This window comes from Nonomuraea sp. NPDC049158 (assembly GCF_040648335.1).
GTDB lineage: Bacteria > Actinomycetota > Actinomycetes > Streptosporangiales > Streptosporangiaceae > Nonomuraea.
The window spans coordinates 116,177-141,162 of sequence record NZ_JBEZDM010000025.1 but is presented as its reverse complement, the minus strand read 5'-3'; the positions used below and the strand labels follow the sequence as shown (position 1 = coordinate 141,162).

22 protein-coding genes are annotated in these 24,986 nt (G+C 69.9%); 11 read left to right on the top strand and 11 right to left on the bottom strand.

What is annotated here, in order from left to right:
* Positions 1–25: 25 nt before the first annotated feature.
* Positions 26–280 (bottom strand): hypothetical protein, encoded by a 255-nt coding sequence (locus AB0B61_RS39675; RefSeq protein WP_214635600.1) that lies wholly within the window; start codon positions 278–280, stop codon positions 26–28.
* 1,045 nt (positions 281–1,325) lie between these two features.
* On the opposite strand from AB0B61_RS39675, the gene AB0B61_RS39670 reads away from it, so the two are divergent.
* The 7 genes from AB0B61_RS39670 (at position 1,326) to AB0B61_RS39640 (ending at position 7,908) form a co-directional block, all read left to right on the top strand.
* Positions 1,326–1,595 carry a LysM peptidoglycan-binding domain-containing protein gene (locus tag AB0B61_RS39670; protein WP_358443537.1) on the top strand — a complete coding sequence of 90 codons (270 nt, stop codon included), beginning with the start codon at positions 1,326–1,328 and terminating at the stop codon, positions 1,593–1,595.
* 422 nt (positions 1,596–2,017) lie between these two features.
* Positions 2,018–2,473: a transcriptional regulator NrdR gene (gene nrdR, locus AB0B61_RS39665; protein ID WP_214636146.1), complete on the top strand. Its 456-nt coding sequence runs from the start codon at positions 2,018–2,020 to the stop codon at positions 2,471–2,473.
* Positions 2,470–5,307, top strand: coding sequence for a vitamin B12-dependent ribonucleotide reductase (locus AB0B61_RS39660; RefSeq protein WP_358443535.1), 2,838 nt, complete (start codon positions 2,470–2,472; stop codon positions 5,305–5,307). The genes nrdR and AB0B61_RS39660 overlap by 4 nt, the downstream gene beginning before the upstream one ends.
* 157 nt (positions 5,308–5,464) lie before the next feature.
* Positions 5,465–5,914 (top strand): prevent-host-death protein, encoded by a 450-nt coding sequence (locus AB0B61_RS39655; protein WP_358443532.1) that lies wholly within the window; start codon positions 5,465–5,467, stop codon positions 5,912–5,914.
* Positions 5,915–6,251: 337 nt separating this feature from the next.
* A complete protein-coding gene (locus AB0B61_RS39650; protein WP_358443530.1) occupies positions 6,252–6,482 on the top strand; it encodes a hypothetical protein in 231 nt (76 codons plus the stop codon).
* A 95-nt stretch (positions 6,483–6,577) separates the two neighbouring features.
* A complete protein-coding gene (locus AB0B61_RS39645; RefSeq protein ID WP_358443528.1) occupies positions 6,578–7,057 on the top strand; it encodes a cupin domain-containing protein in 480 nt (159 codons plus the stop codon).
* A gap of 65 nt (positions 7,058–7,122) precedes the next feature.
* Entirely contained in the window at positions 7,123–7,908 is a 786-nt protein-coding gene (locus tag AB0B61_RS39640) for a neutral zinc metallopeptidase (RefSeq protein WP_358443525.1), read from the top strand.
* Positions 7,909–8,031: 123 nt separating this feature from the next.
* On the opposite strand, the gene AB0B61_RS39635 is transcribed toward AB0B61_RS39640, so the two are convergent.
* The 5 genes from AB0B61_RS39635 to AB0B61_RS39615 all read right to left on the bottom strand — a co-directional run bounded on the left by AB0B61_RS39635 (position 8,032) and on the right by AB0B61_RS39615 (position 15,663).
* Positions 8,032–10,695 carry a LuxR C-terminal-related transcriptional regulator gene (locus AB0B61_RS39635; protein WP_358443522.1) on the bottom strand — a complete coding sequence of 888 codons (2,664 nt, stop codon included), beginning with the start codon at positions 10,693–10,695 and terminating at the stop codon, positions 8,032–8,034.
* 274 nt (positions 10,696–10,969) lie between these two features.
* Positions 10,970–11,590: a GAF domain-containing protein gene (locus tag AB0B61_RS39630; protein WP_358443520.1), complete on the bottom strand. Its 621-nt coding sequence runs from the start codon at positions 11,588–11,590 to the stop codon at positions 10,970–10,972.
* Positions 11,580–12,452 (bottom strand): S8 family serine peptidase, encoded by an 873-nt coding sequence (locus tag AB0B61_RS39625; protein WP_358443517.1) that lies wholly within the window; start codon positions 12,450–12,452, stop codon positions 11,580–11,582. The genes AB0B61_RS39630 and AB0B61_RS39625 overlap by 11 nt, the downstream gene beginning before the upstream one ends.
* A complete protein-coding gene (locus tag AB0B61_RS39620; RefSeq protein WP_358443514.1) occupies positions 12,449–15,466 on the bottom strand; it encodes an AAA family ATPase in 3,018 nt (1,005 codons plus the stop codon). The genes AB0B61_RS39625 and AB0B61_RS39620 overlap by 4 nt, the downstream gene beginning before the upstream one ends.
* Positions 15,463–15,663: an aroma-sacti cluster domain-containing protein gene (locus AB0B61_RS39615; protein WP_225288900.1), complete on the bottom strand. Its 201-nt coding sequence runs from the start codon at positions 15,661–15,663 to the stop codon at positions 15,463–15,465. Before AB0B61_RS39615 ends, AB0B61_RS39620 begins: the two co-directional genes overlap by 4 nt.
* Before the next feature lie 182 nt (positions 15,664–15,845).
* Here AB0B61_RS39615 and AB0B61_RS39610 point away from each other — a divergent pair, with 182 nt between their 5' ends.
* From AB0B61_RS39610 to AB0B61_RS39595, 4 genes are all read left to right on the top strand, one after another.
* Positions 15,846–16,127 carry a StsA-related sactipeptide RiPP gene (locus tag AB0B61_RS39610; protein ID WP_357648396.1) on the top strand — a complete coding sequence of 94 codons (282 nt, stop codon included), beginning with the start codon at positions 15,846–15,848 and terminating at the stop codon, positions 16,125–16,127.
* Between the two features lie 87 nt (positions 16,128–16,214).
* Complete coding sequence (gene stsB, locus AB0B61_RS39605) at positions 16,215–17,657, top strand: StsB family radical SAM/SPASM domain sactipeptide maturase (protein ID WP_358443511.1); 1,443 nt, start codon at positions 16,215–16,217, stop codon at positions 17,655–17,657.
* A 12-nt stretch (positions 17,658–17,669) separates the two neighbouring features.
* Positions 17,670–17,948 carry a PqqD family protein gene (locus AB0B61_RS39600; RefSeq protein ID WP_357648401.1) on the top strand — a complete coding sequence of 93 codons (279 nt, stop codon included), beginning with the start codon at positions 17,670–17,672 and terminating at the stop codon, positions 17,946–17,948.
* Positions 17,945–19,375 carry an FAD-dependent monooxygenase gene (locus tag AB0B61_RS39595; protein WP_358443508.1) on the top strand — a complete coding sequence of 477 codons (1,431 nt, stop codon included), beginning with the start codon at positions 17,945–17,947 and terminating at the stop codon, positions 19,373–19,375. The genes AB0B61_RS39600 and AB0B61_RS39595 overlap by 4 nt, the downstream gene beginning before the upstream one ends.
* Here the strand turns inward: AB0B61_RS39595 and AB0B61_RS39590 are convergent.
* The 5 genes from AB0B61_RS39590 to AB0B61_RS39570 all read right to left on the bottom strand — a co-directional run bounded on the left by AB0B61_RS39590 (position 19,335) and on the right by AB0B61_RS39570 (position 24,981).
* Positions 19,335–20,054: a response regulator transcription factor gene (locus AB0B61_RS39590; protein WP_358443506.1), complete on the bottom strand. Its 720-nt coding sequence runs from the start codon at positions 20,052–20,054 to the stop codon at positions 19,335–19,337. The two genes, AB0B61_RS39595 and AB0B61_RS39590, sit on opposite strands and share 41 nt — an antisense overlap.
* A gap of 232 nt (positions 20,055–20,286) precedes the next feature.
* Positions 20,287–21,303, bottom strand: coding sequence for a methyltransferase (locus tag AB0B61_RS39585; protein WP_358443504.1), 1,017 nt, complete (start codon positions 21,301–21,303; stop codon positions 20,287–20,289).
* The gene (locus tag AB0B61_RS39580; RefSeq protein ID WP_358443501.1) at positions 21,300–22,514 is read right to left on the bottom strand and encodes a cytochrome P450; all 1,215 of its coding nucleotides are present in this window, start codon (positions 22,512–22,514) and stop codon (positions 21,300–21,302) included. The genes AB0B61_RS39585 and AB0B61_RS39580 overlap by 4 nt, the downstream gene beginning before the upstream one ends.
* Positions 22,514–23,824 (bottom strand): TfuA-like protein, encoded by a 1,311-nt coding sequence (locus AB0B61_RS39575; protein WP_358443498.1) that lies wholly within the window; start codon positions 23,822–23,824, stop codon positions 22,514–22,516. The genes AB0B61_RS39580 and AB0B61_RS39575 overlap by 1 nt, the downstream gene beginning before the upstream one ends.
* Positions 23,824–24,981, bottom strand: a complete 1,158-nt coding sequence (locus AB0B61_RS39570) for a YcaO-like family protein (protein ID WP_358443495.1) — start codon at positions 24,979–24,981, stop codon at positions 23,824–23,826. Before AB0B61_RS39570 ends, AB0B61_RS39575 begins: the two co-directional genes overlap by 1 nt.
* Between the last annotated feature and the right edge of the window lie 5 nt (positions 24,982–24,986).

The following is a 24,986-nucleotide window of genomic DNA, read 5'->3' as shown; positions in this document are numbered from 1 at the left end:
CTGCCTCCTCGCCCGGCGGCCCGCCTCACCGGCGAATCTCCCGGTCCGTGGTCTTCGTGTCGCACACAGCGACCGTATCGCTGTTGAAGATCATCTTCAAACAATTGTTCGAGTCTTCCTCGAAATTGTTGGCAGCGTGGTGTACAACATCGTACGGGAGTTCGATCGACACCGTGTTCGATTTGCCGATCTTTATTGGGTCTTTTTTTCGGGCCGGGACGGCTGGGAGGTCAAACATGCGAGCGACCACCATCACAGATGCGACCAGCGACGACGTCAAGCGACTCACCCTCCTGGCAGACGCCACCCGGCGACCGGTGGCGGGGGGCGGCAACACGGGTGACGACCAGGGGGATGGTTGTCGGGGCGGCGATTCCGCCGACCGGCCAGATCGCGAACCCCCGCTTACCCGTGACAACTCCGACAACCGGGCTCCGGGGTCCGCCGGTCCGGGGTTTGTTGGCCCGGCGCCTGACGGTCCGGGGACCGTCGGCACGGGGTCCGCTGGTCCGGGATCGACCGGTTCGGGGTCCGGCGGCCCGGGGTTCGCTGTTCCGGGGCCGGAAGGCCGTCTCGAGATAGCGGGCGGGGCTCGTTCCCGAACCGGGGGTGCGGGTCGTTCGCGGACTGGGGGCGGGAGCGTTCGCGAGAGTGGAGACGGAGGCCGTTTCGGCAGGGAAGGCGGGGCGCGGCCTGCACGCGGGGGCGGGGGTCGTCCCGAATACGGCAGCGGCGGCCGGCCGGGGGGAGGGGGCGAACGTACGAGGGGCGGATCGGCCGGCAGAGGGCCTCTCAGTCGTCGGGCCGCAGCACAGGGAAGACCGCTTCTGTGGCTGGTGCCCGCGCCACGCCCTGACTCCGACGACACACCGCGGTCTGATGGAAGTGTGCGACCCACGGACGCGACCGGGCGCCCAGTGGAGCCCGCAGGCTCGGCGGAAGTCGGGCGATCGGTGGAGTTCGGGAACTCGTCGGTTCGGGCGAGCGACGGCCGCGCGGAGAGCCCTCTGCGCGATGCGGGCGCTCGCTCCCGTGAGGCAGAGAGCCGGTCGGAGGGGCGCTCGCGCCGGGCGGGCGGCCGGTACGGTGCGCGGTCTCGGGGTGTGGGTGGGCGTGTCGGGGGCCCGGCTCGGGAAGTGGCCGGTCGTTCCGGCGGCCGGGTCCGTGAGGTGCCGGGCTCGTACACGCGCCGTCCCCGGCGCAAGGGCGGTCTGCCCGCCGATCGGACCCATCTGTCCAGGAGGCAGGCCGGCGTTACTCGACGGGGGCGGCGTAATCCTCCCGTACGGCTCACGCGACGGGGGCGGGCCGTACTGGTGATGGCCATGGCTCTGCTGTCCCTGGGCGGCTTCTGGCTCGGCACCCGCGCGGTCGGCCAGGCGTCCGCGGCGCCTGTCGTGCCGAGTCACGCGGGCCTGCCCTGGGTGACCGTCCACGAGGGGGACTCGCTCTGGACGATCGCCGACGCGGTGGCTCCCGACGAGGGCGACCCCGCAGCGGTGGTGACCGAGATCAAGCGGCTGAACGGCCTGCCCGGCTCGCTCATCCGCCCCGGCAGCCGCCTGTACATCCCGAGCGCCCGCGCCTTGCAGTAAGCCTCGAGCCTCAACCAGTAGCGATACGGTCCGTCCCCAACCGAAAGCGTGGAGACGAGCGCGTACGGATGTGCCGTACGAGATGCCTGTGAGCCGTGTTCACCCACGTGAGACCGGCCAACCAACGTGACCAGCGAGGCGAGGAACACACCCCCACCGGCCGGTGTTGACGACGACACGCCCGAGTCGGACCAAGGTGGCTGCGCTGATCAGCGACTTCGGCGGCAAGCCTCCGTCCAACTTGCGTTCATGGTCGCTCGCTTCTACGGTTGGACCACAACATCTAGTAGTTACACCGATGTAGTTCACCACAAATTGTGTTTCTCTGACCGCACCATGGCAAGCCGTGGGGCGTGCGCAAGCGTACGCAGAACAGCGCTTTACGCCTGTGGTGACCGCATGGTCGAGGAGGGCGAACAAACGTGCACTGTCCGTTCTGTCGTCATCCTGATACGAGGGTCATCGACAGCCGCTCGACAGAGGACGGCGCGGCCATTCGGCGCCGCCGTACCTGTCCGGAATGCGGGCGCCGGTTCACCACGCAGGAGACCGTACTGCTGATGGTGAGCAAGCGCAGCGGAGTAACGGAGCCGTTTTCGCGTGACAAGGTCGTCGCGGGCGTGCGACGGGCCTGCCAGGGCAGGCCGGTGAGCGAGGATTCGCTGGCTCAATTGGGCCAGCGCGTCGAGGAGGCCATCCGGGCCAAGGGTGCCGCTGAACTCCCCTCCAACGAGGTGGGGCTGGCGATCCTGGGCCCGTTGCGGGAGTTGGACGAGGTGGCCTACTTGCGATTCGCATCGGTATATCGCGGTTTCGAGAGCCTGGCGGACTTCGAGGCCGAGATCGAACAGTTGAAGGCGGAGAAGGGGGAGTCATGACGGAGACGGCCAGCGGTTCAGTCACGCGCGGAGGCAAGCGTCCGCGCAAGGGGCTCAAGATGAAGCGAATCTTCACTAAGCCCGGTGTGCACCCATATGACGACATCCAGTGGGAGCGCCGCGACGTCGTCATGACCAATTGGCGCGACGGCTCGATCAATTTCGAGCAGCGGGGCGTCGAGTTTCCTGAGTTCTGGTCGGTCAACGCGGCCAACATCGTCACCACCAAATACTTCCGCGGCGCCGTGGGCACCCCGCAGCGCGAGTGGAGCCTGAAGCAGTTGGTCGACCGGGTCGTCGGCGTCTACACCAAGACCGCGGTGGAGCACGGCTACTTCGCCACCGACGAGGATGCCGAGATCTTCGATCACGAGCTGAAGCACGCGCTGACGCACCAGGTGTTCGCGTTCAACTCGCCGGTGTGGTTCAACGTGGGCACCGCGAGCCCGCAGCAGGTGAGCGCCTGCTTCATCTTGGCCGTGGACGACACGATGGAGTCGATCCTCGACTGGTACAAGGAAGAGGGCGTGATCTTCAAGGGCGGCTCGGGCTCGGGGGTCAACCTGTCCCGCATCCGCTCCTCGAAGGAGCTCCTGTCCAGCGGCGGTACGGCCAGCGGGCCGGTCTCGTTCATGCGCGGCGCCGACGCGAGCGCGGGCACCATCAAGTCCGGCGGCGCCACCCGCCGGGCGGCCAAGATGGTCGTGCTCGACGTCGACCACCCCGACATCGTGGAGTTCGTCGAGACCAAGGCCCGCGAGGAGGACAAGGTCCGCGCGCTGCGCGACGCCGGGTTCGACATGGACCTGGGCGGCAAGGACATCGTCTCGGTCCAATACCAGAACGCCAACAACTCGGTGCGCGTCTCCGAGGAGTTCATGCACGCGGTCGAGAAGGGCGACGACTTCGCGCTGCGCGGCCGCCTGACCGGCGAGGTGATCGAGAAGGTCGACGCGCGGGAGCTGTTCCGCAAGATGGCCAAGGCGGCCTGGGAGTGCGCCGACCCCGGCGTCCAGTACGACGACACGATCAACGACTGGCACACCACCCCGGAGACCGGGCGCATCACCGCCAGCAACCCCTGCAGCGAGTACGTCCACCTCGACAACTCCTCCTGCAACCTGGCCAGCATCAACCTGCTGAAGTTCCTGAAGGACGACGACACCTTCGACGTCGCGAACTTCGTCAAGCTGACCGAGCTGATCATCACGGCCATGGACGTGTCGATCACGTTCGCCGACTTCCCGACCGAGAAGATCGGCGAGACGACCCGCGCCTACCGCCAGCTCGGCATCGGCTACGCGAACCTGGGCGCGCTGCTCATGGCCACCGGCCACGCGTACGACTCCGACGGCGGCCGCGCGGTCGCCGGGGCGATCACGTCGCTGATGACCGGTGTGTCCTACCGGCGCAGCGCCGAGCTGGCCGGAGTCGTCGGCCCGTACGACGGCTATGCCCGCAACGCCGAGCCGCACAAGCGGATCATGCGCAAGCACGCCGCCGCCAACGACGACCTGCGCACGGTCGGCTCGATGGACGCCAAGATCCACGCCGAGGCGTCCCGTCAGTGGTCGGAGTGCCTCAAGGCCGGCGAGAAGAACGGCTACCGCAACGCGCAGGCCAGCCTGCTCGCGCCCACGGGCACCATCGGCCTGATGATGGACTGCGACACCACCGGCATCGAGCCCGACCTGGCGCTGGTCAAGTTCAAGAAGCTCGTCGGCGGCGGCTCGATGCAGATCGTCAACCAGACGATCCCGCGCGCGCTCAGGCAGCTCAACTACCAGCAGGAGCAGATCGAGGCCATCGTCGAGTACATCGCCGAGCACGGCCACGTCGTCGACGCCCCCGGCCTGCGCAGGGAGCACTACGAGGTGTTCGACTGCGCGATGGGCGAGCGGGCCATCGCCCCGATGGGTCACGTCCGCATGATGGCCGCCGCGCAGCCGTTCCTGTCCGGCGCGATCTCCAAGACGGTCAACCTGCCGGAGTCGGCCACGATCGACGACATCGAGCAGGTCTACCTGGAGGGCTGGCGGCTCGGCCTCAAGGCGCTGGCGGTCTACCGCGACAACTGCAAGGTCGGCCAGCCGCTGTCGGCCGGCGGCAGCAAGAAGGAAGCCGAGAAGGCCGACAAGGCGGCCGAGGTCGCCGAGCCCGAGGTCCGGGTCATCGAGGTCAACCGGCCCACCCGGCGCCGGATGCCCAACCAGCGGCCCAGCATGACCACCCGCTTCACGGTCGGCGGCGCCAAGGGCTACATGACCGCCTCGTCCTACCCCGACGACGGGCTCGGCGAGGTCTTCCTGAAGATGTCCAAGCAGGGTTCGACGCTGGCGGGCGTCATGGACGCCTTCTCGGTGGCGATCTCGATAGGGCTCCAGTACGGCGTGCCGCTCGAGACGTACATGAGCAAGTTCGTCAACATGCGCTTCGAGCCCGCCGGGATGACGGACGACCCCGACATCCGGATGGCCACCTCGGTGATGGACTACATCTTCCGCCGCCTGGCCCTCGACCACCTGCCCTACGACGAGCGGGCGGCGCTGGGCATCTTCTCGGCGGCCGAGCGCGCCGCGCAGCAGCGCGGCGAGGACCCGGCCGCGCTCCAGGAGGCGGTCGACCGTGAGGCGCTCGCCCAGTCGGCCCCGATCGAGGCCAAGCAGGAGGCGGAGCAGAAGGCCGAGCCGGAGCCGGTGCAGGAGTTCACGCTGGAGAACCACCAGCGCATCACCGCCGACGCCCCGCTCTGCATGACCTGCGGCACCAAGATGCGCCCGGCGGGCAGCTGCTACGTCTGCGAGGGCTGCGGCTCGACCAGCGGCTGCAGCTAGTTTCAGGCGTCGAGGCGAGAAACGCCTGGTCAGGGCAGGGGGCCCGCATCTCTTAGGCTCCCTGCCCTGTGCTTTGCCTGACGATTGGCGCAGCGCGCGCACCGTTGCGAGCTGCTCTGGGTGGCATTCTGAAGAGACTCTCGCTGGAGGTGCCGCCATGGCCGTCGTCCACTTCGACAGCTATACCGAAGCTCGTACGCATCTCAAGGCGCTGCTGGACGCGGCGGAGCGAGGTCGCGTGGCCACAGTGCGGCGCGAATCGGCCGTGACGGCCCTCGTGGACGTTGAAAGACTGCGTCACTACCTCGCGATGGTCATTCCTTCTCGTGCGCAGGTGGTTCCTGAGGCAGGCGGCTGGTCGATTTTCATCCCGGGGTCACCGGTCGCCGCGGATGGCGCGACCTTTGATCAGGCTGTTGCGGAGATGGTCGAGGGGCTGCGTGAGTACGCCGAGGACTGGCAGGATCACCTGCTCGACGTTCCCAACCACCGTGACAACTGGGGGGTCGTGCAGTTGATCAGCCTCAGTAATGACGATCAGTTGCGTGAATGGCTGGTGGGGGCCAGCCGTCGGAGGCGTTGCCCGCCGATCTCGTCTTCATGTTGATCTCAAGGGTCGGACTCGACGAGATGACGGTCGCGGCGATGAGCAAGGACGAGGCCATCGCCAGAGTGCAGAAGTACTGGGTCGACGGCACCTGATCCGAGGAAATAGGGTCCGGCCATGGCTCAACAGCGATCAACGGGACCGGCCGGCTTCAAGTAGTTCGCCAGGACATACCTGGCGGTGCTACCCAGGGAGCCTCATGTCCCGCACTGCCCATCACAACGCTCGTCCTGTTCTCGGCGGGGGAGCCCCATGGCGGTCGGTGGTGATAGTTGATCTCCGTTACAGTGCCGCATGCCTGAGACAGGCACGGCGGGCCGGCCACCGGCCACGTCCGATGTCCCTCTGCCACAAGGTCGACGTCTACTCCTGGGCCAGGGCCGATCCCCGAGACCAGTCGGTATCGGAGTGGGCCGGCATCGAGGAGCGCCAGGCACGCCAACGCCTGCGCCTCAGGCTCGAAGCCATCCGTCAGAGGATCAACGCCACGACCGATGGCTGTCTGGCCATCGATGATCTCGAAATCCACCCCGCGCGACACCGTCACAACGCCATCTGGCAATACTGACCACGGAATGCCGCACCCATCGAATATGTGCCCAATATCCAGGCTGACCGACGGCCCTCAGGGGCCGGTTCAAAAGAGAGAGGCGTGATGGCGCCATGACCTATCCACCGCCGACCTATGACGGTGACGCCGGCGAGCCGAGCGCGACGTACCGGCGCCCGGACGCGGTGCCGGAACTGATCTACCCGAGCGGTAACACGGCGCATTACTTGGCGACCGGCGCGTCGACCAACGGACAGTTCGGGCTGTATCGCTGGGAAATGGGACCGGAGCCCAGCGGTCCTGCGGCGCACTTCCACCGGTCGATCTCTGAGTCGTTCTACATTCTGTCCGGCACCGTGCGTATCTACGACGGGCGGCGCTGGATCGACACCACGCCGGGCGATTTCGTGCATGTCCCGGAAGGTGGCGTGCACGCGTTTCGTAATGAATCGGGGGCGCCGGCGTCGATGCTGCTGCACTTCGCGCCGGGCGCGCCCCGAGAGGGTTACTTCGAGGGGCTGCTCACCCTGGCGGGCAAGAGCGAGGAAGAGAGGGCGGAGTTCTTCCGCGAACACGACACCTACTGGCTGTGACTTCCGCGCCCGCTGAACGGACCATTGGCCGTCAACCGCGGGCCGGGGCTCTATGGTTATCCGTCATGAAGATCAGCGTTCTCGCCGCCGTCGCGGCCGTCCCGATCCTGTTATTCACCGGTACGGCCGAGGCCGCCGCCTTCCCCGTCAAGGATGCCCCTGACCTGACGAACAACAAGCTGTACAAAGCAGGCAAGCTGGCCAAGCCGAAATGCGCCAAGCTGGTCAAGGGCACCACCAGGGCCTCCGTGGAGAAGTACCTGTCCGGGCTGGTCGGCTGCATGAACACCGCCTGGGCCGGAAAGCTGAAGCGTCCCGCCTTCGACTTCGACTACCAGGAGGCGACGATCGAGGTCGAGTCGACGTTCGCGGAGCGCGTCTGCGGTTCCTGGGGCAAGGCCAAGGGTTCCGCCGTCCTCTACTGCTACCGGAAGCTCCAGGTCCAGCTCAAGTCCGACTGGGTGAAGAACGCATCGGACCTCCCGATACTCGCCGAGATGAGCCGGGAGTTCAGCCTGCACGTGATGGGTCACGTGGACATCAACGAGGCATTCTCCAACCTCAAGAGCGAAAGCAACGCCGAGAACCGCGAGCAGTACCGCCGCTACGCCCTCCAGTCAGACTGCCTGGGCGGCGTCTTCCTCAAGAGCATCTGGGCCGGACAGGGCCGCACGGCCAAGGACTGGAAGCAACTGCTCGCCTACATCGAGGGCAGCCTCAAGGTGGCCGGTCCGCAGAACGCCTGGTACGGCAAGGCGTCCAGCCGCTCCTACTGGTTCGACCAGGGCTTCAGCCAGGCAGATCCCGCCTCCTGCAACACCTGGAAGGCGCCCTCGGCCAAGGTCGTCTAGCAAGAACCTGCCGTGTGTCACGACGTTCGACAGCACGTCCAAGGGGTCGCCGCAGAGGCGCACATTCCCGCAGACGGAGACCACGCGGCTAGGACGGAGACCACGCGGCTAGTTGGTCCGTATTCAGCAGGCATCCCCTTGGAGGAGTTCCTGAGCGTGGGGCTCCTCGCCAGGCGGCTGGCCCAGCACCTGCGCGAGCGCGTCGCGCCCGGACACTCCGAGCTTGGCGTACACCCGGCCCAGGTGGTTGTTGACGGTTCGGAGCGAGAGGCCGAGGCGGTCGGCGACGGCGCGGCTGGGCAGTCCCGCCGCGGTCAGCTTCGCCACCTGCAGCTCTCGAGGAGTCAGCGACACCTCGAGAGCCCCCGTCAGGTCCGTCAGCGGCGTCCGGGCGCCGTCGCACTCGGTGAGCAGCTCACGGGCGAACACGAGCGCGGCCTTGGCCGCCGTACGCCGCCGCGCCCCGGCATGCAGCCGGTGGGCCGTCGCGGCCGCCTCCGCGGCGGGCAGCAGATGGCCGAGGCGATGGAGTCGCTCGGCCGTCTCCGCGAGCAGGTGAGCGTCGTCCGTGGCCAGGGCGGTGGCCATCGTGGCGAAGGCCGCCGTCGCGGGTGCGGCGGTGCCCCTGGCGAGCTGGTGCAGCTTGTCGCACACCTCTTTCGCGGCGCCGAATCGCGCGGCGTCGAACAACGCCAGTGCCTCGATCATCGGCACTCCGGCCTTGCCCGCGGTCTTCGCGGCGCCGAGGGCGTGGCCGGCGGCGCTGGGGAGATCGAGCGCGGCGGCGGCCACCCAGGCGCGGTCGCGCTCGATCCAGGCGTCGAAGAGCGCGCCCCGTGGCGGGGGGCAGCCCTCCATCCGGCACAGCCACGCGTCCGCCTGGACGGTGTCTCCGGCCATCGCGTACGCGCCGGCCAACTCGGCCAGGTAGACAGCCGGTAATCGCAGCGGGTCGTGCTCGCCGAGTAACACGACCGCCTCGCGCAGCGCCTGCTGGGCCGGCTTCACCCGTCCCTGAGCCTTCGCCACGAAGCCGCGCACGATCGCCCACATGCCGACCATGGGTGCCGCCATCCGCGTCTCGACGGCTTCTCGATACGCGATGTCCACGGACTTGGCCGCGGTGGTGAGAGCGCCGGCCAGCACGAGGGCGACGCACCTGGCGGCGCCGACCTGGGCCTCTGTCCACGGCGAGGCGACCTCCAGGCCGGTGGCGCTCGCTCGTTCGACGAGGCGGATGTCTCCCATGAGACCGGCGGCGAGCACCACCGCCGTGGCCGCCCGTGCCGTCGCCTCCGCCGGCAGCGGCGGTCCTGGCCGGGTGAGCAGCGCCGTGCCGATGGAGAGAGCTCCCGCGACGTGTCCCTCGATCAGCATCGTCCAGGCTCGCACCGCCTCCGCCGCCCGCTCGCCGGTCGGATTCCCCTGCGCCGGTGCGGCTTCGTGCTGCCAGTATTCGATCTTCTCCCTGACTATCGCCCGCCGGTCGGCGCGTCCTTCGGTGTCGCATTCCCCTGGAGCCGGGAGTACGCCGGCCGCGTCGGCGAAGCGGCCCTGCAACGCCATCACCTCGGCCAGGGTCAGGTTCGCGTCCACCCCGCCATCGGCGGCACCGGCCGCGGTCGCCAGCCGCTCGGCGACCTCGAGCTCCAAACGTTCGGCGGCGCGTTCCGCGGCGGCCAGCAACTCCTGGCCGGAGGACTCGAGGCCCGCCGTGCGCCGCCACATGACCAGCTCGAGCGCGTCGTCCGCGCGACGGCGTGGCGAGGCGGCGAGGGACCCGGCCAGCCGCGCCCAGATCTCGTGCGCTCGGGCGCGTGGCATGCGCGCGCGGATGACCTCCCCGTACGCGGGTATCGCCAGTCGCGTCTGGTGCCGCGCTCCGGAGGGTTCGACCACCACCAGCCCTTGCCGTTCGGCCCGCACCACCGCGGAGTGCCCGGTGAGATCCTCGAGCACGAGCTGGCCGAGCGGCTCCTTACAGGCGAGCACCTCGAGTACGGCCAGCACGACCGGATCGTCGACCTGCATCTGCGCCTCGATCAGATCACCGAGCCGGCCGGTGATCCGCAGGTCACCGCCCAGGTGCCAGAGGCCGTCGCGGCGCAGCAGCGCGGATCCCTCCAGCGCGGACCGCGCGAGCTCACGCAGCACGAGCGGGTTGCCGGCGGACAGGCGGCGGAACGTGTGCCGCGTGACGGCGTCCAGCGGACCGCCCAGGCCGCGCTCGAGCAGGGTGTCCACCTCGTCGTCGCTCAGCGGCCGCAGCTCGACGCGGCGGGCCACCCCTTCCTTCCATAACGCCGTCATCACGTCGGGCGCCGTGTGTCCCTGCCGTACGGTGAGCAGCACGAAGGTTCTCGTGTGCACGGCGAGCTGGTAGACGAGCGCGGCCGAGACGTCGTCGAGCAGATGGGTGTCGTCCACGACGAATACCGGCCGTTTCCCGGAGGAAACGCTGAAACGTTCCACGATCTGGCCGAAGATGTGCGCCGTGACGGGCTCCGCGGCATCCTGGGGGAGCGCGAGATGCAGCAATGAGCCCAAGGGGATCGCCCCGGCGGCACGGGTCCCGGTCGCCCAGGCCGTCGGATGACCCGCCGCCGCGAGCCGCGCGACCGCCTCCTTGGCCAGGCGCGTCCGGCCCACACCCGGCGGTCCCACGATCACCACGCCGCCGACGTCCGCCCGCGTCGCCGCTGACAGGACCGTGCGCAGCGCCGTGGCGCGCCCGACGAGTGGCCAAAGGTTCCCGGGGCGTCCGTCGTGCGGACGGCTGTCTGCCATGTCGTCCCTTCCGGATGTCGTCACACTGCGACGTCGTGCCCTGACCGGAGATGCCCCGCGCGGCGACTCTCATGCCGCGTCCCCCCGCCTGAAACTCGAGCGGGTCCTTGATCTTCTCCACGTGAAGCGTGCTCCCCTTTGCCGCCCTTCAAACAGTTTGCCGCCCTGCAAACAGGCGTGGCCGGACGGTGACCGCGCGTGACGATGTCCGGCCACGCCGACGGCCACCCACTTGAGGCCCCAGGCCCAAGGGGTGGTGTGGACGGGCTGTTCGTTACGGTGCGAGGAGGTCGTCGGCGATGGCGAGCAGGCGTACGGCTGCCGCGTCCGACGACCGGTCCCTGCCCCGCAGCCGCTCGCCGATCCGCCGCAGCAGCGCGTGCGGGTCGGCGAGCGGCTCCCGGCCATCGCTCCGCCGCACGCGGATCAGGAGCTCCAGTGCGCAGGCGGCCTGCGTGGCGAACATCCCCAGGAGCTCCATGTCATCCAGATCACTGCGCGAGGCCGTGCGATCCAGCACCTCCAGGACGCCCACGCACTCCTCGAACCGGATGAGCGGCGCGGCCATGATGGTCCGCGGGACGTACCCGGTGGATTCCGCCGCGTCCTGGGCGAACTGCGTCACAGCCGACACGTCGTCCGCGACCATCGGCTGTCCACTCGCCGCGACCCAGCCGGCGATCCCGGTTCCCGCCGGAAAGTGGCTCCCGACCAGCTCTTTCTCGCCTTCGCCCGAGACGGCTTCGAAGACCAGGTCACCGGTGTCCGGGTCCACGAGGAAGATGGAGGCGGCGGCGGCGCCGAACATGTGGCGGGCCACCTCGACGATCGACTGCAGCAGCCTGCGCTCGGTGCCGTCCAGCGGATCGGGAGAGTCAGGGAAGTCAGCGGACATGGGGCTCTCCGTTCTGCGTCATGGTGTTGTCGGCGGCCAGGTAGAGGACCGTTTTGAGCTGGAACGGCGTCAGCCACGGATGCTTGCCCAGGATGAGCGCGCAGATCCCCGTGATGTGCGGCGCCGCGAAGCTGTTGCCGGTGCTGCGGATCTCCCGGCCGCCGGGCCAGGCGACCGGCACCCTGACCCCACGCGCGAGGAACTCGGCCGGCGGCGCGGGGTTGTAGTAGTACGTCATCGGGTTCGCCTCGTCGTGGCTGGCCACCGAGACGACCGAGGAGAACGTCCACGGGTAGCTGAGCACCGGCATGTTGTGCGCCGCGGCGACCAGGAGGCAACGCCGGAAGTACGCGCGGTCGGCGAGTTCGTGCAGGGATTCGCGCAGGCCCGACCTCGTGCTGGAGAGGCTGAGGTTGACCAGGTCGTAACCCTGGTCGATGGCCCAGCGCAGCCCGGTCACCAGGGCGTCGCCGGTGCCGGACTTCCCGTCGGTGAGCGCGCGTACGGAGGTGATCGCCGCTCCGGGGGCGACCGACCTGATCACTCCGGCGCAGGCCGTGCCGTGCCCCGCCGGGTCGACGGGAGCGCACTCGGCGACGCTCAGCCTGCCCTCGTCCCCGCTGACGACCTCGACCGACCGATCCAGGCCGCCGATCTTGGGATGGTCGCCCGCCACGCCCGTGTCCACGACGCACACGCGTACTCCCGTGCCGTCGGACCCACCCCATGCCCACTCCCTGGTCACCGCCGCCAGCGGGCTGACCTGGAAGGGCTCCGGGGGCTGCCGCGTGGTGGCCAGCCCCCACGCGGGCACCCCGGGGAAGTGCGCGCGCTGGTCCCGGCGCCAGGGCGGCGTGCTCATCGCGGTCCCTCCATCCAGTCGCGGACGCGCCGCGCCGGCAGATTCGCGCCCTTGCTCAGGTACGCGTCGAGCGCGCGCCGGGCGGCTTCGGCCGGGTCGTGTCCGGCGGCCCGCCGGATCCGCGCGATCTCGACCAGGACGTCCCCTCGAAGACAGGGGTCGTCGGTCGATTCGAGCAGCGCGCCCGCGCGTTCGGCGGCGCTCATCGCGTCCGCGTGTTCCCCGTCGAACGAGGCGATCGCGCCTGTCATCGTGATGGCCGTGAGCTCGCCGCGCAGCTGCGGTGGCCCCGCTTCGCGCGCCAGTTCCCGTGCCGCCTGCCGGACGTCTCCCTGCCGGAAGGTCTCCCGCGCCGCGTAGAGCTCCAAGGTGGCGGCGGGCCCCCCATGCCCTGCCGTACGGAGCGCGGCGGCGGCCCGCCTGAACAGCTCCCTGGCGTCCTCGTGGTTGCCGTCCAGGGATTCCACCAGCCCCCGCACCTGGACGACGGCGATCGCCGAGAGGCCGAGGTGCAACTCCTCCGCGTAGTGGCCGGCCGTGTCGAGCGCCTCACGGGCACCGCCGAGGTCGCCGGAGAGCGCGAGCAGGCGGCCCCTGGTGACGAGCACCGGCACCAGCAGGGCGCGATCGCCGGCGAAGCGGGCCAGCAGGTCGGCGCAGAGCGCGAGCCCTTCGCGCACCGGGGTGGGAGACCATTGCACCAGCTCGCACAGCCCGCCGAGCAGCCGGTCCTCTTCGTAGCGGTCGGCCATCGGCCGGGCCAGCGCGAGCCCGTCACGAAGCGCGCGGTCGGCGGCGCCGAAACGGCCTTCCTGGATGTGGACCAGGGCCTGGAGCTGGTGGAAGCGGCACCAGCTCAGGTCGTCCCGGGCGTCGAGCGCCAGCCGTACGCGAAGGGGCTCGAGCTCCGGCGCGCGGGCGCCCGAGCGCAGGGCGAGGACCTCCCGCTGGATCAGGCAGATGAGCTGAGTTCGCGGGTCTTCCGGCAGCAGTTCCTCCGCGCGGTCCAGGGCCGCGGCCGCCGCGGCGGCCTGCCCCCGTGCCAGCTCCGCGTCGCTGATGCGGACGGCCAGCGACCGGTGCTCGTCCCTGCCCGGGGGCAGGATCTCCCGTCCCTGCTCCAGCAGCGCGATCGCCGCGGGCAGGTCTCTGCGGTGCAACGCCTGACCGCCGTCCCTGATGAGCCGGTCCGCGGCCCGGCCGGTCAGCTCGGGCAGGAGCGGATCGCCGGGGCGTACCTGCCGGGTGAGGCGGCAGGCCGCCAGCAGGTGCCGGCTGACGTCTCCGGACGCCGGTCCGAGGAAGGGAGCCTGTTCCGAGGCGTCGCCGGCCCGGTCGCCGAACCAGTCGGCCAGCCTTCGGTGCCAGTCGGCCCGCACCTCCTTGCTCGTCAGCGCGTACACGGTCTCCCGGGTGAGGGTCTGCGCGAACTCGTACGCTCCCGGCAGCGCGCCACGCCGGATGAGGCGGTCGCGCCGCAACCGGCGCAGCGGAGCGGCCGTCATGGCGGGCTCATCGTCGAAGAGCGCCTCCAGCTGTTCCACCGAGAAGGCGTGCCCGATGGTCGCGGCCCGTTCGAGCACCTGGCGCTCGGCCGCGCCCAGCCGATCCAGCCGGGCGCCGAGCAGCGCCTGGATGGTGGGCGGGAGGGAGGCGGCGCCCTCGGCGATGGTCTCCAGCATCAGCTCGGCGAAGAGCGGGTTGCCGTCCGAACCGTGGATGACCCGCTGGTAGGTGCCGTCGTCGTCGTGGGCGACGACGTCCGCCCGCCCGGCGCGGAGCTCGGCGACCAGCCGGGCCATGTGCGGCGGGCTCATCGGGCCCAGCTCCAGCGACATGGCGCAGGTCATCCCCCCTCCCCAGGAGGGGCGGGCCTCGTAGAGCTCGGGCCGGGCGACGCAGACGAGGAGCACGGGCACGTCGGCGAGCCACGCCGAGCAGTCCTCGATCAGGTCGAGGAGGGTCGGCTCGGCCCACTGCAGGTTGTCCAGCACCACCACCAGCGGCCGGCGCTGGGCGAGCGCCTCGAAGAGCGACCGTACGGCCTGCGCGATCTCCGCGACCCCGGGAGTGTCGTCCTGGTAATCCGCGTCACCGCGGCACGCCAGCCCGCGCAACGCCCGCGCGCCATCCGTGCCCAAGGCTTCGGCGATGGCGGGCCAGTCGCCGTTGAGGGCCTCGAGCATCTCCGTGATGGGCCGGTAGGTGGCGCCGATGCCGTAGGACGGGCACCGGCCGGTGAGCACGGTCACGTCCGCGGGCAGGTTCGTCAGAAACTCCCTGACGAGCCGGGACTTGCCGATGCCCGGAACACCGAGCAGGGTCGCCATGCAGCACTGCCGGCCGCGTACGACGCGGTCGTGGAAGCGCGTCAGCTGCTGCAGCTCTTCGGTCCGGCCGATCAACGGGACCGTGTCGGTCTCCGGCGTGCCGCGATCGGGCTCCACGGCGATGAGCCGCCACGCCCGTACCGGATCTCTCTTGCCCTTGAGCGTGAGCGGGGGTACGCCGTCCAGCAGCGCGTGCTGCCTGACCAGGCGGGCCACATCGTCGCCCAGGAGGATCTCGCCGGCGCCCGCCGCGGACTGCAGCCGGCTCGCGGTGTTGACCGTGTCACCGATCACCCGTACGTTCGAGCCGGATCCGTCGGCGACCATCACCTGGCCGAAGGCGATGCCGCAATGGGCGTCCAGCCGGACTCCGTGGGTGGGGGCTATCTCGGCGCCGAGCCGGTGCACGGCCGTCATCGCCGCGTCCGCCGCGAGGACGGCCCGCAGCGCGTCGTCCTCGCGGCTGAGCGGGACGCCGAACACCGCCATGATCGCGTCGCCGATGTACTTCTCCACGGCGCCGCCGTGCTCGAAGATCTCCGTCCGGCACGCCGCGTAGTAGCGGTCGAGGATGCGCAGGAGCAGTTCGGGGTCGAGGCTCTCGGCGAGCTCCGTCGACCCCACGATGTCGATGAACAGGACCACGACGTTACGGCGGGCAGGTCGCGGGTCCCTGTCGCTCATACGAGCTTGAGCTCCTGTCCTTCCACTTCGCCGGTGTGGTCGTCCAGACGCTTCTTGATCGAGTTCAGTACGGCGACCTCGGTCTCCGTGAGCGAGGCGAACACGGTTCGCTGCCGCTCATCGAGCAGGTCGATGGGATGCCCGCCGGCCCGCAGCGTGGCCAGCGCGTCGAACCCGCCCGATCCGGTTGCGTTCATGAACCACAAGCCTGAGACGGCTCTTCAGGGTTCGCAAGAGATCGGGACACCCACATTCGTGTGGTCTTCGCTCTGCCTGGTGAAAGGCGGTTAGCCCACGTTTGTGGGGTTGTGTCCCCTCCGTACCGCCAGCCGATACTCGACCTGCAACGCGTCCCCCCTTAAGACGGAGAGGTGAAGGCATGGCCTTCGATCCGAAGGAAGCCCTGCGTGCAGCCGGCGTCCTGAACGACCCGATCGCCGCGGAAGTCGAGGCGGCGTTCGCCACCTTGACCAAAGAGGAAACCGACCTGCTCATCTCGCTGAAGGACAAGCTGCCCGCCGCACTGCCCGTGGTCATGGCGGGTGGCCAGTGGGCCAGGCCCGAGGTCGAGGTGCACAACGAGTCCCCCGAGGCGTCGTGCCTGTGCGGGGCCTGGTCCGGGTCCGGGTCCGGGTCCACCCCGACCAAGCCGAACCCCTAGTCCGACGGCTTACGGGTGCGGCCCCGGTCGCCTGTCGCCGGACAAGGCCGGGGCCGCGCCTGCCGCTGAGAGCGTGAAGGGAACTGGATGTCTGGGAAGCTGGCCCGGAACCACGCGTTGTTCTACGTACCAGAAGACCTTACCTACTTCATGCACGCCGGTAACCATCTGGTCGTCAACCCGAACTCCGGCGGTCGGTGTGTCCTCGATTCGCGTGAGTTCGGCGTCCTGCGAGCCTTGACCCGGCCCTACGCGCGGCTTGAAGAGACCGACGAGACCGATCGGGTCCTCGCCAAGCTCATTCTGAGCTGGATCGTCTACTACAACGGCAACCATCCGCGGATCAAGCTGAAGGAGCCGCCGCTCCGCATGGCGTACTACGCCATCACCGACGGTTGCAACCTTCGCTGCCCTTACTGCTACGCGTCCTCGGAGAAGTGCCTGCCGGGTGAGCTCAACACCGAGGAGTCGCTCAGCCTGGTCTCCCAGATCGCCGACTTCGGCGCCTCCACCGTGGTCTTCACCGGCGGCGAGCCCATGCTCAGGAAAGACCTGTTCCAGATCGTGGAGCATGCCAACCGGAGCGGCCTGACGTCGAACATCATCACCAACGCCACCATGATCAGGACTCCCGCGATGGCGGAGCGGTTCGCCGAACTGTTCGGCAGCGTCACGGTGAGCGTCGACGGCGGCACGGCCGAGACGCACGACCGTACGCGGGGCGCCGGCTCCTTCGCCAAGACCCACAAGGCCCTGCGGCTGCTCAACGACGCGGGCGTGGTGCCGTTGATCAACCATATCGTCACCTCGGAGAACGTCGAGGAGCTCGAAGGCTTCGCCTCGTTCATGGAGGGGATCGAGGTGAACAGCATCCGGCTGATGTACCACAACAACCTGGGCCGGGGAGAGAGCGACGAGTACGACTTCGGCTGGGACGACCATCTGAGGATCCAGCAGCTCACCTGGACCTCACCCGTCGCCGGCAAGCTGCTCCCGGACGGGCCGAAGACGCTGAAGCTGTGCTCGGTGAAAGCCAACTGCGGGATGGGCGGCAACGAGATCTACATCAACTCGCTGGGGGACGTCTACCCGTGCAAGCTCGTCACGGGACGCTCACACTTCGCGGGCAACGTGAGACGGCAATCCCTGGCGGAGATCTTCGGCAGCCCGGTCCTGTACGACATGCGGACGAGCTCCGTGTTCGGCGGCGACTATCACGCCGACTGCGCGAAGTGCTACATCAAGTCCTCCTGCGGCGGAGGCTGCCGCGCCTCTCATATGGCGGAGTCGGGGGACCTGCGGCGCAACAGCCGTCATCAGTGCAGGATCCTGCGGCACGGCATCGTCACGCAACTTTGGCTGGAATCCGGCGTCAACCCCGCGGAACTCGCCGAGGATCCCGAAATGCAGACGCCCCGCCTGCTCCTCAACGACGACGTCCATCCGGTCTTCGACGACTGGAAGACCTACGTTCTCCCCTCAGCCGACGCCGTCAAGGTCGGCGCGCTGCTTCCCATAACGCCGGTATAGAGGAGGTGGAGTGTGTCACTCCAGATCAGTGACTCGGTGATTTGGCAGGAGACCGCGGGGGGCATCTCGCTCTACCATGCCGAAACCGGGGATTTCCACACCCTGAACGAGACGGGTTCCCGGATATGGGAGCTCGTCGCGAGCGACGGGGAGCGCGAGCCGATCGTCGCGAAGCTGTCCCATGAGTTCGCCGGAGACAACCTCGCGATGAGCGTCCGCGTGCTGAAGGACGTGCAGGAGTTCCTCGGCAGCATGATCGAACGGGGTCTGATCGAAGAGCGCCCTGCATGACCAGAGCGGTCGTCCTCGGCGGCGGCTTCGCGGGAACGCTGGCCGGCGCCGTGCTCGCCAGGCACGTGGACGACGTGATCGTGATCGAGAACGATCACTATCCGGCCGATCCCCGTGCTCGGCGGGGGCTGCCCCAGTCGCAGCACAGCCATGTCCTCGTGGCCGGTGGCGCGAGGGCACTGCAGGAGTTGCTGCCTGGGACGCTCGAAGAGCTCTTCGCGCGCGGCGCGCATCACCGCCGCCTGCCCGGCGACGCGCTGATCCTCGCCGCGGCGGGGTGGTTCCGGCGGCTGGACACCGGGGCGTACCTCATCTCGTGCAGCCGGGGACTCCTGGACCAGGTGGTCCGGCAGCGGGCGCTGGGTGCCGTCTCGACCTGTACGGGAACGCGGGCGCCGGGCGCCGTCTCGACCTGGGCGGGCACGCGGGCGCTCGGCCTGGTGGGAGACGCGAGCCGGGTCACCGGGGTCTCGGTCAGCCGCGAGGACGGCGCGCCGGAGACGATCGAGGCGGATCTCGTCGTCGACGCGACCGGGCGCAGATCGAAGGCGCCACGGTGGCTGGCCGAGATCGGCGGCCCGGAGATCGAGGAGCTGACCGTCTCCTCCGGGCTGGCCTACTCCACCCGGGTCTTTCAGGCGCCCGCCGAACTCGCCGGCGAGATTCCGGCCATCATGCTGCATCCGCGGCCGTCGAGGGGGCGGCCGGGCCAGGGGGCGACGTTGTTCCCGATCGAGGACGGCCGGTGGATCGTCACCCTGACCGGCACCCGGGGCGGCGAGCCGCCCACGGATGAGCGGGGATTCGCGGACTTCGCGCGCTCGCTGCGCGACCCGATCGTGGCGGACCTCATGGCGGCGGCCACACCGCTCGGCGGGGTCCGGCCGTACCGCGACACCTCGAACCGGAGGAGGTTCTTCGAACGGGCGCGCCCGCCCGCCGGCTTCGTCGCGATCGGTGACGCGGTCGTCGCGGTGAATCCCGTTCACTCGCACGGGATGTCGGTCGCCGCGCTGGGCGCGCTCCGGCTGGACAGGGAGCTGACGCGGCGCGGGCTCGATCCGGCCGCCACCCCCGAACTGCAGGCGGCCATGACGGCGGAGGCGGAATCGTCATGGCGGATGGCGCTCGCGCAGGACGCGGGACCGGCCGGGCGGCGGGAGGCGACCGCGTTCGAGCGCGAGATTCTCACCCGCCGGACTCGGGCCCTGCTGAGCAGCCCAGAACTGGCCGCCGAATTCTTCCGCGCTCAGACCCTGATGCCGCCACGGGCGGAGAAAGACGGATCGGCGGTGGTTCGGGCGCTGACGGGAGAACCGGATCCGCTGCTCACCACGCGGGAAGCCGTCATGCGGTACCCCGCGCTGCACGCCTGGTGGGACGCGCTTACCCGCGTGCGCGGCGGCCGTGAGCCGAGCCTGCGGTGATGAAGCCGGATTCGTACGCGATGCCGACCGCGTGCGCCCGGTTCGCCGCCGACAGCTTGGTGAGGATGCGCGCCAGATGGGAACGGACGGTTCCGGTGCCGATGCCGAGCTTCTCGGCGATGCCGGCGTTCGACAGGCCGGCCGCGACGAGCAGGAGGACCTCGGCCTCGCGGCGGGTGAGTTCCGCGAGCCGGTGATCGACCCCGGTGGTCACCGCGGCGATGCGATCACGTAGCCGCGTGATCATCGAGCTGGAGATGAACGTGTGCCCGGCGGCGACCAGGCGGATCGCGGGCACGATCTCCTCGACCAGCGACGCCCGGTGCACGAAACCGCCCGCGCCCCCGCGTAACGCGCGCCCGAGCAGCTCCTCATCCAGCGCTTCGGAGATCACCACCACCCGCATCCCGTTCCTCGCCTGCGCCGCGACGATCCGGGCGAACTCCACGCCGTCGGCCTGCCGCAGCGCCGCGTTCACCACCGCCACCCTCGGCCGATGCCTGACGACCAGGTCGCCCAGCCGGTCGGCGGCGCCGGCCTCACCCACCACGTAGATGCCGTTGCCCATGTGGAGCACGCTCCTGAGCCTGGCGCGCACCACCCGGTCCGGCTCGCCCACGACGACCCGCAGAATGGGCATGGCCTCGCCGGCAGGGCTCGCGTCAATCGGTTGCGCCACCTGACCACCCGAGTTTGAGCCCGTTTGCTCGACCGGCACACTATGCGCGTCCGCCTCCCGGACAGCCAGAGCAGCGGGGTTACTCACGTCGGCGGGTCGCATGTGAGAGATACTCATGACTGCCTGTAGCCCGCGTTGTCGGGACGGCAACCGGAGAATCGGCCCTGTTGCCAGGGGTGGACGACCGGAGAATCGGTCCTGCTGCCTGGGCAGGCGGCCGGAGAATCGGCTCTCAGGACGGATCCGCGACGAGGATCCGAATCGCCGAACCGCGCAACGGCGGCGTGACGTCGGTCAGGTCGAACCCGCCGGCCGCGAGCAGAGCCTGGAACTCGGCCCGGTCGCGTTCCCAGCCGCCGGTGTAGACGAGCATGGCGATGTCGCTCATCACGACACCGGCCGCCTCCGGCGTGCCGAGCCTGGCCGGCAGCACCGGTTCCAGCACCAGCAGGCGCCCGCCCGCCGCGATCGAGGCGCGGCAGTTGCGCAGCAGCGCGGTGCACCGCTGGTCGTCCCAATCGTGCAGGACGCCTTTCAGCAGCATGAGATCGCCTTCGGGCACGGCCTCGAAGAAATCGCCCACGCGCCTGGTGCACCGATCCGACAGCCCCGCCTTCCGGAACGTCTCGGCGGCGGCCGCCCCGCCGTCGGCGGTGTCGTACAGGATGCCCTGGGCGCCGGGCGTGGCCGCCAGTACCGCGGCGAGCAGCGCGCCGTTTCCGCCCCCGATGTCGACCACGGTGCGGACACCGGTGAAGTCGTAGGCCTGGGCGACCTCCGACGCGATGCGCTCGGTGCCCTCGCACATGGCCGTGTTGAAGATCTCCGACAGGTCAGGATGGCCGGCGAGGTAGTCGAAGAGCGGCTGGTCGTGCACGTGATCGAAGGCGGCCGCACCCGTTCGTACGCTGTGGGTCAACGCCCCCCATGCCCGCCAGGTCGCGGGATCGCCGAGCAGCAGCACGCTGGAGCGCATCGACCAGGGATGGTCGGCACACAGCGGCTGACCCAGCTCGGCCAGCGCGAGGTGTCCCGGCGCCACCTCGTCGACCACGCCCAGGACCACCAGGGCCCGCGACAGCCGCTCCAGGGCCCGCGGGTCGGCCCCGATGGCGTGCGCCAGTTTCTCGACCGGCAGCGCACCGGCGGCGAGGGCATCCGGAATGCCCAGGCGGACGGCCGCGTACAGGATCTGCGAGGTGGCGTAGCCGAACGCCATCCGGGACAGCTCTCCGTACCCCTTGATCATGGGCCCTTCTCCAACAGCAGCGGCAGGCGGCGTACACCGTGCAGGAACAGGTCCGGCGTCCACTCCAGGCCGGCCGGATCGACGGCCAGGGCCAGGCCGGGGAAACGGCGCACCAGCGCGCCGATGGCGGCCCGGGCCTGCAGCCGGGCCAGCGCGGCACCCAGGCAGAAGTGGATGCCGTGGCCGAAGCCCAGGTGCCGGTTCGGGGTGCGGCCGATGTCGAAGGCATCCGGCCGGGGGAACACCGCCGGGTCGCGGTTGGCGGCCAGCAGCACCGGCACGACGATGTCACCACGGGGGATCACCGATGACCCGATCTCCACGTCGGCCAGCGCGAACAGCGGCCGGGAGTGCCCGACCGGGCCGTTGAAGCGCAGCACCTCCTCCACCGCGGAGTCGATCAGCTGGGGCCGGGCGCGGAGGCGTTCGAGCTGGTCAGGGTGGCGCAGGAGTTCCAGCACGCCGTTGCCGACGAGGTTGACCGTCGTCTCGTCCCCGGCCAGCAGCAACTGGAACACGCTGGACACCAGCTCGGCGTGCGTGATCTCCGTTGACCGGACGAGCCGCGACAGCAGGTCCGCGCCCGGGTGGGCCCGGCGCTCGTCGAGCTGCTCGTTGACGTAGGCGACGAACGCGATTCCGGTACGGCGCACCAGTGCCGCGTCCCGGCTGCGCAGCATGTCGTCGCTCCACCCGCGCAGCCGGGTCCGGTCGCCGATCGGGAAGCCGACCAGGTCCGCGACGATCAGGATCGGCAGCGGCAGCGCCAGGACCTCGATCAGGTCGGCTCCGTCTCCGGCGGCGGCCAGGTCGTCGACCAGCTCGCCGACGACCTGATGGATGCGCCGCTCCAGCGCCGCCACCGTCCGGGGGCCGAACGCGGGCGCCATCAGCCGCCGCAGCCGGGTGTGGTCGGGCGGGTCGAGGTTGAACATGTTCCGCCGCACCATCGCCAGCGGGTCGTTCTCCCACCGGCGGTGAAAGGCGGCCAGCTCGCCGGGCAGCCGGTCGAGCTGACGCCCTATGTCCGGGTGGTGGAGCGCGCGCTGCACGTCGGCGTAGCGGGTCAGGTACCAGGACACGCGACCGTTCGCCGGGGCGTGGCGGTAGACCGGCGCCCGCTCGCGCATGCGGTGGAAGAGCGGGTGCGGGTCCCGGCGGTGCCGCGCGCCGGTCGGGTCGAACGCCTGCTCAAGCCCGGTCGCGCTCATCACCCCTTGGCCTTACGCACATCCAGGGGGAAGAACCTGGCGGCGGTCTGTCCCAGATCCGCCATGCTGAGGAACCCGCGCCGCGCCAGCTCGACCTCCGCGGTCGTGCCGGGGCCGTTCCAGTGGCGGGAGAAGATCCGTCCGCAGATCGCCGGCGCCGGGACGACCACCCGGCCGAGGGTCTGTTCCGCGATCTCATCGGCACGGGCCACGATGCCGGACCATTCGGGCCAGCGGCTCGATTCCCGGATCCGCTCCAGGACGATCGGCCGCCAATCCGCCGACTGCCAGACCGGCCACACCCGCACCATGACCAGGCGGAGTAGCTCGGCGACGGGCAGGGTCGCCCGCTCCGTCTCGGACAGCCACGGAGCGAGGACGTGCGGCAGGCCGGCGCGGTCATCGACGCCGAGCTTGGCGCGCGCGTACGCCTCCAGCCCCATGCCCCGCGCGGCGGCGAAGTCCGCCAGGAGGCCGGTCAGGATCTCCTCGTGCAGCTTCGGGTAGTCCTGGTCGAACAGCCGCGCCGCCTCCAGGACATCGAGGTCGGACATCCACCTGCCCGGCGCGTACTCCCGCATCGACCGCCAGGCCAGCGCCTCATAGTGGGTGATGCCCGTCAGGGCCACCTCGGCCGCCCACGCGCTGGGCGCTTCGCTCCGGGGCCCGCCGACGGCTTTCAGGGCCGCCATCGCGTCCAGCCGCTTGAGGTCCCACTCACCCGTCCCGATTTTCTGCTCCAGCGTGCTCAGCGCGTCGCCGGTGTCCGGGCCCAGGGCCTCTTCCAGCTCGCGCCAGGTCCGGTGTACGAAGGGCCTGGATTTCGCCGCTTCGACGATCCGCTCGCCGGCCGCCGCCGGAACCAGGCCGCTCCTGACGCCCTCCTGGCAGCCGTAGCGGATGTTGACCATGGCCACCGTGCCGGTGGGGTACCCGCGTTCCGCCGGCCCGTGCAGGACCGCCACCTCGTCGTCCCCGTCGACCTCGCCGGTCGCGTACATGCGGAAGACGGACCCGACACCCCGCATGCCGTACGGGCTCAGTTCCGCCGCCCGCAGCGCCCCCATGCTCGCCGCCCCGATGACGTTCACGCCTTCGTTGAGCAGCCAGAGAATCTCCTTGTGGCCCACGGACAACCGCTCCCGGTAGTACCCGTCGATGATGACGGCGGTGTCGTCCCGGCTCCACTCCTGCCTGAGGAGATCGCCCCGGGCCACGGGCGGCCGCGCCTGTGCCTCGGGAAGCACGACGCGGACCTCGTCGTGCGAGATCGTCGGCCCGGCGTAGACGACTGTCTTCTGGCGGCTCACTAGAACACCTCCGGGGTGACGCGGCTGCCCGGCGCCACCACTCTGACCACCGGGACACCGATCTCTTCCCTCGTCAGATCGATGACGAGCGGGGCGGCGGAGAACGCGGCCGCGGCCCGCCCGACCACGTCCGCCAGATCGTCGACCAGGCTCTGGTGGGCCGTCAGCTTCGGGATCGCCTCGCCGGTGTCCGTCGCGGGTATGGGCCGGTGGCGCACGCCGTCGTGGACGCCCGGATGGAGGTCGTCTCTCGCGCCCGAGATGTAGCCGAGCCTGGCCTGCGCGGCCTCGGTGACGGCCCGGGTGAGCGCTATCTCCGAGCCGAGGTGGCAGCCGAATCCCATGAACGCCGGTGGATAGTCGTCGCAGGAGATCCGGGCGAGGAAGCACGGCAGCCCGGTGGGCGAGGGCAGGGACCTGACCTCGAGACGGACCCGGGCCCGCGCGATCATCCCGCACAGCTCGTCGACGACCGGCGACCCCAGGGTTCCCGGGTCGACGAGGACGCCCTTGTCGCCGCCGGCCATCGCCGTGGTCACGGCGTCTCGCTCGATCACCTCGTACAGGGCGTGCAAAACCGCCTCGACCAGGGTGTTCCCGCTCGCCAGGCCGTTCGTCGACTCGAAGAACGCCGGCGGGTTCCAGCCGGTCCTGCGTACGAGGGAGAATCCCACCGACTCCTTGGGCACCAGCCGCTCCGAGCCGTCGACCAGCGACCGGCCGGCCACCCAGTCCAGCGGCAGCCCCTCATGCAGCACGGTCGGCGGGGAGAGCGGCAGGTCGCGGACGTCATAGCCCAGCTGCCCGCTGACGTCGCGCGGAGAGGCCGTCGTCACCGGCGTCATGGGCTGCTCGGCATGCCAGAGCTCGACGGCTTCCATCATCGCGGACAGCTTCGCCAGCTCCGGCGTGATTCCTTTCCCCTGAGACACGGCGAGCGTCCGGGAAGTCGGCCTGATCGCCTGAAAGGTCGGAATTCCGATGGTGTCCAGTCTGGTGATGTCCGCGACCCTGGTGATACCGACCATCCGGGCCGCCCGGCCGGCCATCGCCAGCGTGGCCGTCGGGTCGTGAGCTCTGTCCGTGCCCGGCAGCCGGACCTTCGACCGGTCGGACCGCGAGAGAAGCCACGAGAGAGAGGAGTTGTCTGTCCGCATCGTCC